The sequence below is a fragment of the Faecalibacterium prausnitzii genome (assembly GCF_003324185.1).
GTDB lineage: Bacteria > Bacillota > Clostridia > Oscillospirales > Ruminococcaceae > Faecalibacterium > Faecalibacterium prausnitzii.
In genome coordinates, this window is sequence record NZ_PXUP01000014.1 from 29,323 (window position 1) to 41,303 (window position 11,981).

Genomic DNA, 11,981 nt, shown 5'->3' on the forward strand with positions numbered 1-11,981 from the left:
CAAAATGAAATAATCGAGAAAAATCTGACAGCGGTATTTCAAGGAGGCTATAAAATGGGCATTGAACTTGCACGGCTGCAAGGAGCTTTTGCAGCGTATCAAAAACAGCTTGGCGTACGAACACAAAGTGATCTCGGCGCGGAAATCCATGTGCAGCAGTCCACTGTTTCCAACTGGCTGCGGGGCGCTCGCTCTGTTCCTGCGGAAAAGGTGCCAGAACTCGCAAAGGCTCTCGGATGTTCGACCGACTATCTTTTTGGACTGACCGACCAACCCGCACCAGACCCGAACGCAAGAGGCGCAGGAGAATATACAGGTCTCAGCCCGGCGGCAATCTCCGCACTGCATGATATGGAAACGGCGCCATTCATTGCAGATTATACAAAAATGGCGCTGGAAGGTTTTTCCATGCCCGACAGTGCGGCAGATGTAAAAACAGCCCTCTCGCGGCTACTGTGCATGGATGAAATGCAGCGGGCGCTTGCATCTATTGAGCCATGTAAAGAGGCCCGACGGGTGGCCATTGCCTCGCAGGACTGGGAACAGCAGGAGCAGCGGAGCAAGGCCGAATTTGAAGCAGCGTATCTGCGTTTCCAAATAATTGATGCAGTCACACACTGTATCGACGATCTTTTGAAGGAGGAGTAAACCGTGGCCAGCATCAAAAAGCGCACCGGCAAAAATGGCGTTTCCTACCAAATCACTGTTTCCGCCGGGTATGATTCAACCGGGCGAAAGATGATTCACACTAAAACATGGGCACCAGAAAAAGGCATGACCCCACGCCAGACTGAAAAGGCTTTGCAGCGGGCGGCTGCTGATTTTGAGCGATCTATTGAATTGGGGTTTCAGCTGGACAACCGCCAGACCTTTGCAGAGTATGCCGGTTATGTGCTCGGCCTCAAAGAGCAAGAGGGCTGCAAGGTGCGAACGCTCGACCGGTACAAAGAACTCCTCGTGCGTATCAATCAGGCAATCGGCCATTTGAAACTCGTGGATATCCGGCCTCAGCACCTGAACGCATTCTATAAGAACCTTGGCGAAAATGGGCTGCGTAAAGGGAACGGCAAGGCTACGGCAAAGCCTGCGCTGCTGGAAAAGGTCAAGCAGCAGGGCATAAAACGCCCCGATCTGGCACAGGCCGCCGGGGTGGGCACCTCGACTATTAACGCCATCATGCGCGGGGAGAAGGTGCGGCAGGAAAAGGCGCAGGCCGTAGCGCAGGCTCTTGGCGCTCCCCTGTCAGAGCTTTTCAAGGTGGAGGCGAACACAGCCCCACTCTCTGCAAAAACCGTTCTGGAACACCATCGGTTGATCTCCACCATCCTTGCGCAGGCAGAGAAAGAAATGCTCGTGCCCTACAATGCAGCGGAAAAGGCAACTCCGCCAAAGGTAGCACGGGCAGAGCCGAACTATTTTCAACCGGCTGAAATCCGGGCGATTCTGGACGCGCTCGACACAGAGCCGCTCAAATGGCGCACCATTGTGAATCTCATGATCGTTACCGGCTGCCGCCGGGGTGAAATTATGGGTCTGCGGTGGGATAGGGTCAGTTTTGACCTGAACCGCATTAAGATTGACCGTGCCTTGCTTTACACAAAGTCCCGGGGCGTATATGAGGACAGCACGAAAACCAGTGATGTACGGTATCTGCGTCTCCCGGCGGAAACTATGCAGCTGCTGCGGGAGTGGAAACAGGAACAGGAGCACAACCGCCTCATGTGCGCCAACCTCTGGACGAATAGCGGCTATGTGTTCACACAGGACGATGGGCAGCGTATGAACCCGGACAGTATAACCGCTTGGCTGCGGGGCTTCTCTGAACGCCACGGGCTGCCGCACATCAACCCGCACGCATTCCGGCACACGGTCGCCTCTGTCCTGATCTCCAACGGCACAGACGTTGTGACAGTCAGCAAGCAGTTGGGCCATGCCTCCGTCACGACCACAGAGGGATTCTATGCGCACATGATTGAGGAGCAAAAGGCAAAGGCCACAGAGTGCATAGCGGATGTTCTGCTGCGCTCTGGGCGGCGATCTGGCCCCGATCTGAACGCCATCAAGCAGGCATGAAAAAAGCCCCGGCGGGAACTCCTGCCGGGGTGTATTTTTGGCTACTATTTGGCTACTACGACCACAGAAAGCTGCTGCACGTCACTAAATGACACTAAAAGTAAAATGACGCTTTATCGCTTTATATAAGACGTTGCAAAACGTGGCGAAATGGACAAACCGCAACTCATAACCCGAAGGTCGTTGGTTCAAATCCGGCCCCCGCAACCACCAAGCAGGTTGAATTTTTTAAATTCAACCTGTTTTTTTGTGTTCACATCAAAGTGGGAAGCGCCGCCGCTGTTGCACATTGTGCAGCGTGAACAGTGTAGAATATTATTATAACTTTTTATATTTGATCAGTGTGCAAAAAGAAACTGTCCTACGTTAAATGTTCACATCGTTCGGGTTGAACATTGTGGGTGCGGAATGCTGTGTTTCCAGGTCTGAATGCCCACATTGTTCAAAACTCTGTGGGTCATAGGTGCAGCCCGCTGCGGCTTGAACAGTGTAGCCCGCTGCGGGCAGCGCAGCCGAAGTCAGTATGTGTTTGTCATGCTTTTATCATACTGCATTTGCTTTGGAAGAGTTAGAAGATCTTCAAGGTAAAAACGGTCATTTTTGCAATTTTGCGCGATTGCGTCTGCACCGCATCCAGAAGATATCGTGCTTGTTGCCCGGCAAAAAGAATAAAACTTTCCCCTTTTATAATAAGAACGTTCTGGCAAAGACCGTCTTTTTCTGTTATACTCTAGCCAATGAATACAGCTGTAACAGGAGGATGTTATGGAAAAGAATGTACTGAACACCGATCTCACCGGCAAGGTGGCTGTCGTCACCGGCGCAAGCGGCACGCTGTGCTCCATTTTTGCCAAGGCGCTGGCCCGGGCGGGCGCAAAGGTGGCGCTGCTGGGCCGCAACATGGATAAGCTCAAGGAGCTTGCGGACAAGATCGAAGCCGAGGGCGGCACCGCCAAGGGCTACACCTGCAACGTGATGAACAAGGCCAACTGCCTGCAGGTAGCAGAGGATGTGCTGGCAGACTTTGGCCCCTGCGATATCCTTGTGAACGGTGCCGGCGGCAACAACGCCCGCGCCAATACGGACAAGGAATATTTTGAGATGGCCGATCTGGAAAGCGACACCGTCACCTTTTTTGATCTGGACGAGAGCGGCGTGGAGATGGTGTTCAACCTGAACTTTATCGGCACCCTGCTGCCCACGCAGGCCTTTGCACGGCAGATGGTAGGGCGCGAGGGCTGCAACATCCTGAACATTTCCAGCATGAATGCCTACCTGCCCCTGACCAAGATCCCTGCCTACTCCGGCTCCAAGGCTGCTGTGACCAACTTTACCCAGTGGCTGGCGGTACATTTCAGCAAGGTGGGCATCCGGGTCAACGCCATTGCCCCGGGCTTTTTTGCCAGCGAGCAGAACGCAAAGCTGCTCTTCAACGAGGACGGCACCCCCACCGACCGCACCAAAAAGATCCTTGCCGCCACCCCCATGGGACACTTTGGCGACAGTGAAAAAGACCTTGTGGGCGCGCTGCTGTTTTTGCTGAACAATGATGCAGCCGGTTTCATCACCGGCATCTGCCTGCCGGTGGACGGCGGCTTCTCGGCCTATTCCGGCGTGTAATAAGCACTGCAAAATATACAAAAATCACCCCTGTCTCCCGGTGCAGCAGCCCGGCGGGACAGGGGTGGTTTTTTCAACGGGGTTGAACAAAAGGCTTCCCCAGCCCGGGGGAAGCCTTTATGCGGAAAAATGGATTTCTATGGGGTCACTTCTTCGGGTGCTTTTTGCGCCATGCAAGCGCCACGGCAACAGCAGCGCACGCCAGCACTGCCAGCGGCCAGACGGAGGCCAGCGCAACTACCAGCTGCTGCAAGCCATTCACAAAGTTGCCCCAGCCGGAGACAAGGGCCGTGCCGATGCGGGAGAAGAAGCCCTCGTCGGCGGGTGTGTAGGTCTGCACCTCGTTCAGGTCGATATACACGGTGCACTGCTGCACCTGATCGCTGTACCAGTCCAGCTGGCTCTGCCAACTCTCAATCTGGGACTGCACCTCGGTGAGGGAGTCCTCAATCTGCAGCAAGTCCGAAAGAGTTTCGGCTTGTTCCTGCAATTGCTGTAAGCGGGTGCGCTGTGCCTGCAGATTAGAAAGCCGCGCGGACACGTCCATATACTGGGTGGTCACGTCATCGGCCTGCTGGCTGCGGTAGGTCACATTACCGGCAGCGGCCACAGCATCCAGAAAGCTCTGGTAGTTGGCCTGCGGCACCCGGTAGGTCAGGCTTACGGAGCGGCTGGAACCGGTGCGCGTGTACTCGCTGCTGGATTCCAGATAGCCGCCCGCCTCGGCAAGAGCGCTGTCCAGCGCACTGCGGGCTGTTTCGTAGTCCTTGCTTTCCAGTGTCAGGTTGGCGGTGTAGATGATCTTGGCACTGTCCACCGCAGGGGCAGCAGCCTCGGTGCTGCCGGTGCCGCTGTATTCCGTTTCCAGAGAGCGGTCGTCTGCCTCCAGACTGTAATTCACCGCCTCGGGGGTGCTGTCCAGCGCGGCGTGCTGGAGATCAAACCCGCCCGCTGCCACAGAAGCAGCGGAGCTGTCGGCAGAGCCTTCGGCTGCGTACAGGGTGGGCGCGCTGCTTTTTGCGCTGCCCATCCCGATGCCCAGATGCAGGGTGCTGTAACCCAGCACGCACACGGCCAGACAGGCAGCCAGCGTGCCCAGCTGCTTTACCGGGAAGTGGATGGGCTTTTTCTTCTTGGCTTCGGTGTTCAGGGGTGCTGCGGGTGCAGCGGTCTGCGGGGCAGGGGCAGCCATCATGGGCTCGGCCTTTTCCTCCGCAGTCAGGGTGTCGGTCATGGCCAGCAACTTTGCTTTCAGATCGTCCGGGGCAGTCAGGTCATCGACCTCCATCTTATATTCATACCACCTCATCTTCGATCTCCTCCTTCAGCATCGTATGTAACTGTGCCCGTGCGCGCCGCAGCCAGCTTAGTACCGTGTTTGTGGGCACCGCCATCATCCGCCCGATCTCTGCCGCAGTGTATCCTTCGTAGTAATGCAGATAGATGGCATTGCGGTAGTTTTCCGGCAGGGTGCGGATGGCATCCAGCACGCTGCCGTCCTCCGCAAGGACATCGGGGGCGGGCAGGTTCTCGTCCAGCTCGGTGTCCTTTTGGTGGGCGGCGCGGGTCAGGTCCCGGCAGCGGTTGATGGCCACCCGCAGCAGCCATGCTTTGAGATGCTCCTCACTCTCAAAGATGCCGTTGTAGTGCAGCAGTTTTTCAAATACATCCTGCACCACATCCTCAGCATCGGCTGTGCAGCGGCAATTATGCACCGCAGTGCGGTAGACGGTGTCGCTGTAACGCTGCACCGCCAAGGTAAATACTTCGTTTCTGGTCAGCTGTCCCATTGTATAAACTCTCCTTGGATGCCCGGAAGCGGGCTTCTCGATGGAATGTTTGTGGTTCTCACGGGGACGTTCACTCAATATACGGCTCAGCATCCCCGATTATTGCAGAACAAAACCCGGTTCCTTCCATTTTTTGTGTGCCGGACGCACCGGACCGCAAGGTGTGTCCACGTTCTCCGACAGGGGTTGGATATCCTGTCGGTTTACCGGTCAGTATACCACGGAATCGCAGAAAGTAAAAGAGGGGGAGGGTGCTCCTTCTTTATTTATAGACCCTTTGCAGCAACGCCAGCCGCTCGGAGAGAAAGGTCTCGGCCTTGGGGTGATGCAGCCAGCATTTGCCATCGGTGCTGTGCACCAGCTTCTGCGCCAGTGCGGCGGGGGAAGTGTCGATGGCCATCACGTCCTGCATGGTCAGTTGCAGGGTGAGCGCCGCCGGAACATCCGGCAGCGGCGGCAGCGGGTCCTCCCACACAAAGGGCGGCAGCAGCTGCACCGCCACGGTCAGGCGGGTGCACTCCTCGGTCAGCAGCAGGGCGGCGGGGGTGCCGTCCTGCTGCACCTGCAAGCTGCTGTATAAAAGCTGCATCCGGGCAGGGGAGAGCAGCCGGGTCAGGCCCTCTGCCGGAGCAGCCGCAAGCTGTAAATACCCGGCGGCCTCCTCCCGGTAGATGCGCCGGGCGGGGGAGTGCAGCCCTGCGTAGAGGGCGGGCAGCATAAAGCTGCCGCTTTTTTCCAGCGCCTGCTGCGCCAGCAGATAGAACTCGGTCAGCGGGTACGCAGCATCCGGCTGCGGCATCCCGAAATCCGGCCGCGATACATGACCTCCACCCATGGGAACCTCCTTGACAAAACACGATGGTGCGATTATACTATAAACAGAAGGGGCGCTGACTGCAAAGGTCAGCTTTCCATCCCGCATTAGTCAAAAAGATTGACCGCTAGTTTGGTAGACTGGGGCGGTCAATCTTTTTTGTTGTCATCGTTTTTCTTCTGCGAAGCTTTATCCATGACCTCAAGGGTCAGGCGAATTACCTCAATGATCAATCCCAACAGCGTAAGAATGACCATCAGCAGGTTCAGCATCTCCGACAGATCCATCTGACATCCCTCCCTTCGCCTTCAGGGCTTGGGGAGGCTTGGCTCAAAAAAGTTCTCCTCCCACAAGCCGCTGGTTCGTTCCATGTACAGGAAGAAGCAGTGCTGCGGGATGGGAAAGCATGACCACCGATTATGCAATCAGCGCCGTATTCTTAGAATATCATATTTTTTGACGGATTACAATATATCTATTGATTGTAAACCCTTTGCAAACTTTTCCGTTGACCTGTGGCGCACCGGTGCGGTATACTCGGGCACAGATGCCTTACAAAACGAAAAAACAGAGGGAAAACTGACCATGAAAGACAAAAAACTGACTACCTATCAGATGGCTGTCACCGCGGTGATGGCTGCCGTGCTGTGCGTGCTGGGCCCGCTGACCGTGCCTATCGGAGCCGTGCCCATCTCGCTGGCAAACTTTGTTATCTGCCTGACCGCATGGCTGCTGGGGCCGAAGTTCGGTACCCTGAGCGTGGTTATCTATCTGGTGCTGGGCGCCATCGGTATTCCGGTGTTCTCCGGCTACGGTGCCGGCCTTGCCAAGCTGGCAGGCCCTACCGGCGGCTATCTGGTGGGCTATCTGCTGCTGGCCTTCATCGGCGGGATGTTCATTGAAAAGAGCAAGGGCAACCCGGTGGTCTCCGCTGTGGGTCTGGTGCTGGGCGATGCCGCCTGCTATGTGCTGGGCACGGCATGGTTCGTGTTCCAGATGCAGTGCGAGCTGGGCTACGCGCTGACCGTCTGCGTCTACCCCTTTATTGCGCTGGATCTTGCAAAGATCGTGGTGTCCTGCATCGTGGGTGCGCTGCTGCGTAAGCGCCTGACGCAGGCAGGCGTGCTGAAACTGCAGAATGCAGTTTCGGAATGATCGCTGAGCGGAAAATTATTTTTAGATAGAATAAGCCCGGAGGGTCTGCGAACCTTCCGGGCTTATCTCGTTATTCCTGATATCCCAAGGTGGCTGCCATGACCGCCTTGATGGTGTGCATCCGGTTCTCGGCCTCGTCAAACACGATGCTCTGGGGGCCTTCGAATACCTCGTCGGTCACCTCCATGGCGTCGCGGCCAAAGCGTTCGCCCATCTCCTTGCCCACGGTGGTCTTGTGGTCGTGGTAGGCGGGCAGACAGTGCATAAATACTGCATCCGGGCCTGCAATATTCATCAGATCCTGATTGATCTGGTAGGGTGCAAGGTCGTGGATGCGCTCTGCCCATACCTCAACCGGCTCGCCCATGGACACCCACACATCGGTGTACAGCACATCCGCGCCCTTTGCTGCCTTGACGGGATCCTCCTCAAAGGAGAGGGTCGCCCCGGTCTGGGCGGCAATGGCCTGACACTGCTCCACCAGTGCGGGATCCGGCTGGTACTTTTTGGGGGCGCAGGCGGTAAAGTGTAAGCCCATCTTGGCGCAGCCCACCATCAGGCTGTTGCCCATGTTGTAGCGGGCGTCGCCGAAGTAAACGAAGTGGATGCCCTTCAGGTGACCGAAATGCTCCTGGATGGTAAGGAAATCGGCTAAGATCTGGGTGGGGTGAAACTCATTGGTCAGGCCGTTCCACACCGGAACACCGGCGTAGTTTGCCAGATCCTCCACGATCTGCTGGCCGTAGCCACGGTACTCGATGCCGTCAAACATCCGGCCCAGCACCCGGGCGGTGTCGGCGATGGACTCCTTTTTGCCGATCTGGCTGCCGGAGGGGTCCAGATAGGTCACTTCCATGCCCAGATCGTGGGCGGCCACCTCAAAGCTACAGCGGGTGCGGGTGGAGGTCTTTTCAAAGATCAGAGCAATATTTTTGCCCCGCAGCTGGTCATGACGGATACCGGCCTTCTTTTTGGCCTTCAGGTCAGCGGCCAGCTCCAGCAGCTGCCCGATCTCGGCGGGGGTGTAGTCCAATAGCTTCAAAAAGCTGCGATTTTTCAGTTCCATTGTATATTTCCCTCTCTATGCAAACACTCTTGAATATTTATTCAGGCTATGATTCTATTATAGTACGTTGCATCGGGAAGGTCAAGAGGAAGCTTACAGCTCCAGCTCTACCCGGCGTCCGGTGGGCTTATAGGGGGTCAGCCGGACACCGGCGTGCTCGAACATGAACCGCGCCGCAATGCTGGAATCGCTGTCGTGGTACTTGTCGCCGTAGTACACCACCTCGGCAATGCCGGACTGGATGATGGCCTTGGTGCACTCGTTGCAGGGGAACAGGGTCACATACACCCGGGCACCCTTCAGGTTGTTGTGGGCACTGTTGAGGATGGCGTTCAACTCGGCGTGGCAGACGTACATATACTTGGTCTGCAAAGGTGCACCCTCCCGCTCCCAGGGCATCTCGTCATCGTTGCAGCCCATGGGCATCCCGTTGTAGCCTAAGGAAAGGATCTTATTTTCCGGGCTTACGATGCACGCACCCACCTGACTGTTAGGGTCCTTGGAGCGCATGGCGGTAAGCAGCGCAATGCCCATAAAATATTCGTCCCAGTTGATATAATCCTCGCGCTTCATCGCGTAAAACCTCCTGCCTCTTCCGGCGGGTCTGCGGCTTGACAAACCCGGAAAAATAGACTATACTACGAATAGAAAGAGCGCTGACTGCAATGGTCAGCTCCTCATCCGGCTAATCAGTCGTAAAGAATGACCGCTTGCTTTCTGAGGGCATGAGCGGTCATTTCTTTTTGCCGTTGGAAATCGTCCATGTGATCTCGAAGGTAATGTAGATTGCTCCGCTAAGCAGCGTGAGCAACAGCACGACCTGTTCAAACGTCATGAGGCATCCCCCTTTCCGCTTTCGCGTCAGGGGAAGCAAAAAGTTTTTCGTCCCCCTCTGGCGCGCAGCCGGAAGGAGCTAGACCACCGATTATGCAATCAACGCCCTTACCGCCGAAGCGGCACTTACAGCATACCACAAAAACCGCATATTTGCAACGAAAACTCCCGGTTCCGCGCCTGTACGCGCTGCCGGGAGTTCTGCTTTTTCTGCCCGCCCGTTTTGCACCCGAATGTCAACTTGCACAAAACAGTGCCCGGAAGTTTGGCAGGCGTTTTTGCTAAATTTTGAAACGATATATTTAAAAATCGTTTCGGATGTGGTATTATCTTTGTAAAATATGCCACAAAAACGGAGAGAACGCTCCGTGCGGCGGAAATGAGGGAAAAACCGATATGAAATACGCAAGCAACAACATCCGCAATATTCTGATTGCCGGCCATGCCGGCAGCGGCAAGACCACGCTGACCGAAGCACTGGTCTATTTTTCGGGCGCTGCCGAGCGTATGGGCCGGGTTGAGGACGGTACCACGATTTCGGACTTTGATCCCGAGGAAGCAAAGCGCAAGGCCAGCCTGTCGGCGTCCGTTGTGCCGGTGGAGTACGAGGGCATCAAGTACAACCTGATCGATGCACCGGGTCTGTTCGACTTTGAAGCAGGCGAGTACGAGGGCATCCGCGCCGCCGAGAGCGTGCTGGTGTGCGTGTCCGGCCGCAGCGGCGTTACTGTGGGCGCAGAAAAGGCGTTCCAGCTGGCCCGCAAGAACGGCAAGGCCACCATGGTGTTCGTGTCCAAGTGCGATCTGGAAAACGCCAACTACTTCAAGATCCTTGAGGATATGAAGATCCGCTTCGGCTCCACCGTCTGCCCCTGCGTCGTGCCCGCAAAGCTGGATGACGGCACCCCTGTGTACATCAACCTGTTCAGCCAGAAGGCCTTCAAGTACGAGGGCGGCAAGCAGATTCAGGTAGACCTGCCGGACATCGGCCACCGCTTCCAGGGCCTGATCGAGGCTATGAGCGAGGCCATTGCAGAAACCGACGATGAACTGATGGAAAAGTTCTTCGGCGGCGAACCCTTTACCACCGAGGAGATCGTGGAGGGTATGCGCAAGGGCGTTAAGGACGGCCTGATCACCCCCGTGTTCTGCGGCAGCGCCGTGAATATGCAGGCACTGGATATGCTGCTGTTCAATATGCACAAGCTGCTGCCCAGCCCGGAGCACGAGGCCAGCACGCTGGCTGAGGACGCCAACGGTGAGCCGGTGGAACTGCACTGCACCGAGGATGAGCCCACTGCCGCCTACGTCTTTAAGACCGTGGCCGACCCGTTCGTGGGCAAGCTGAGCTATCTGCGTGTTATCAGCGGCAAGGTGACCGCAGGCGAACCGCTGACCAACGCCCGCACCGGCGAGGTGGAAAAGATCACTAAACCCCTGACTGTCCTTGGCAAGAAGCAGATGGAGAACGACGGCATCGGTGCCGGCGATATCGGCGCAGTGGCAAAGCTGGTGAGCGCAAAGACCGGCGATACTCTGTGCGATGCAGACCGCGTGGTCAAGCTGCCCGCACCTGTGTTCCCCAAGCCCAGCCTGTTTATGGCTGTTACCGTGGCCAAGAAGGGCGACGAGGGCAAGATCTCCAGCGCACTGGCACGCCTGATGGAAGAAGATCCCACCCTGTGCTACATCAACAACGCCGAGACCCATCAGCAGGTCATCGGCGGCTTGGGCGAGCAGCATCTGGACGTGGTCAAGGCCAAGCTGAAGAACAAGTTCGGCGTGGAGATCGGTCTGGAAGCTCCCCGCATCGCCTACCGCGAGTCTATCCGCAAGGCCTGCCAGAAACAGGGCCGCCACAAGAAGCAGACCGGCGGTCATGGCCAGTTCGGTGACGTTATCATCAACTTCGAGCCCTGCGACAGCGAGCAGGTGGTGTTCGAGGAAAAGGTGTTCGGCGGTAGCGTGCCCAAGAACTTCTTCCCCGCCGTAGAAAAGGGCGTGCGTCTGGCTGCCGAAAAGGGCGTGCTGGCCGGTTACCCCGTGGTCGGCCTGAAGGCCACCCTGCTGGACGGCAGCTACCACCCGGTGGATAGCTCTGAAATGGCCTTTATCATGGCTGCAAAGTTGGCCTATAAAGCTGCTATGCCGGAGGCTGGCCCCGTCATTCTGGAGCCTATCCACACCCTGAAGGCCCATGTGCCCAACGACAACACCGGCGACATCATGGGTGATGTGACCAAGCGCCGTGGCCGTGTGCTGGGCATGGAGCCGGACGAGGACGGCTTGCAGACCATCATTGCCGAGGTGCCGCTGGCAGAGCTTGCAAACTTTACCACCTTTATCCGGCAGACCACGCAGGGCCGTGGCTGGTTCACCACCGAGTTTGCCCGCTATGAGACCCTGCCCGAGATGCTGGTGCCTGCCGTTGTGGAGCAGGCCAAGAAGCTGGGCAATCTGGACGAGGCCGCAGACGACTGAGCTCTGAACCCCTGATTTGACATTTCCCCGAGCCCCCGCCGACACTTTTTTCCCTCTGTCGGCGGGGGCTTTTTTGCGTAAAAATGGAACACCGGAGCGTCCGCAGATGCTCCGGTGTTCCGAAATCATAAAAAGTTTTCTGCTGAAA

Annotated in this window: 11 protein-coding genes; 5 read left to right on the forward strand and 6 right to left on the reverse strand. The window is 56.7% G+C overall.

Annotated features, from left to right (window positions below; all coding sequences use genetic code 11):
- Positions 1-54: 54 nt before the first annotated feature.
- From C7J97_RS10330 to C7J97_RS10340, 3 genes are all read left to right on the forward strand, one after another.
- Positions 55-648 (forward strand): helix-turn-helix domain-containing protein, encoded by a 594-nt coding sequence (locus C7J97_RS10330; protein WP_113992973.1) that lies wholly within the window; start codon positions 55-57, stop codon positions 646-648.
- A 3-nt stretch (positions 649-651) separates the two neighbouring features.
- The gene (locus tag C7J97_RS10335) at positions 652-2,073 is read left to right on the forward strand and encodes a tyrosine-type recombinase/integrase (RefSeq protein ID WP_113992972.1); all 1,422 of its coding nucleotides are present in this window, start codon (positions 652-654) and stop codon (positions 2,071-2,073) included.
- A gap of 765 nt (positions 2,074-2,838) precedes the next feature.
- Positions 2,839-3,693, forward strand: a complete 855-nt coding sequence (locus C7J97_RS10340; RefSeq protein WP_113992971.1) for an SDR family oxidoreductase — start codon at positions 2,839-2,841, stop codon at positions 3,691-3,693.
- Positions 3,694-3,838: 145 nt separating this feature from the next.
- Here C7J97_RS10340 and C7J97_RS10345 read toward each other — a convergent pair whose 3' ends face one another.
- The 4 genes from C7J97_RS10345 to C7J97_RS15030 all read right to left on the reverse strand — a co-directional run bounded on the left by C7J97_RS10345 (position 3,839) and on the right by C7J97_RS15030 (position 6,584).
- A complete protein-coding gene (locus tag C7J97_RS10345) occupies positions 3,839-5,002 on the reverse strand; it encodes a DUF4349 domain-containing protein (RefSeq protein WP_113992970.1) in 1,164 nt (387 codons plus the stop codon).
- A complete protein-coding gene (locus C7J97_RS10350) occupies positions 4,989-5,483 on the reverse strand; it encodes an RNA polymerase sigma factor (RefSeq protein ID WP_055186376.1) in 495 nt (164 codons plus the stop codon). The genes C7J97_RS10345 and C7J97_RS10350 overlap by 14 nt, the downstream gene beginning before the upstream one ends.
- Before the next feature lie 262 nt (positions 5,484-5,745).
- On the reverse strand, positions 5,746-6,318 hold the full coding sequence (locus C7J97_RS10355; protein WP_113992969.1) for a hypothetical protein: 573 nt from the start codon (positions 6,316-6,318) through the stop codon (positions 5,746-5,748).
- A 128-nt stretch (positions 6,319-6,446) separates the two neighbouring features.
- On the reverse strand, positions 6,447-6,584 hold the full coding sequence (locus tag C7J97_RS15030) for a hypothetical protein (protein WP_005920549.1): 138 nt from the start codon (positions 6,582-6,584) through the stop codon (positions 6,447-6,449).
- A gap of 298 nt (positions 6,585-6,882) precedes the next feature.
- Here C7J97_RS15030 and C7J97_RS10360 point away from each other — a divergent pair, with 298 nt between their 5' ends.
- On the forward strand, positions 6,883-7,452 hold the full coding sequence (locus C7J97_RS10360; RefSeq protein ID WP_113992968.1) for a biotin transporter BioY: 570 nt from the start codon (positions 6,883-6,885) through the stop codon (positions 7,450-7,452).
- Positions 7,453-7,522: 70 nt separating this feature from the next.
- Here the strand turns inward: C7J97_RS10360 and argF are convergent, their stop codons facing one another.
- The gene (gene argF, locus C7J97_RS10365; protein ID WP_113620843.1) at positions 7,523-8,518 is read right to left on the reverse strand and encodes an ornithine carbamoyltransferase; all 996 of its coding nucleotides are present in this window, start codon (positions 8,516-8,518) and stop codon (positions 7,523-7,525) included.
- 93 nt (positions 8,519-8,611) lie between these two features.
- Positions 8,612-9,091 carry a deoxycytidylate deaminase gene (locus tag C7J97_RS10370; protein ID WP_113620844.1) on the reverse strand — a complete coding sequence of 160 codons (480 nt, stop codon included), beginning with the start codon at positions 9,089-9,091 and terminating at the stop codon, positions 8,612-8,614.
- Between the two features lie 657 nt (positions 9,092-9,748).
- Here C7J97_RS10370 and C7J97_RS10375 point away from each other — a divergent pair.
- Entirely contained in the window at positions 9,749-11,833 is a 2,085-nt protein-coding gene (locus C7J97_RS10375; RefSeq protein ID WP_113992967.1) for an elongation factor G, read from the forward strand.
- Positions 11,834-11,981 lie beyond the last annotated feature (148 nt).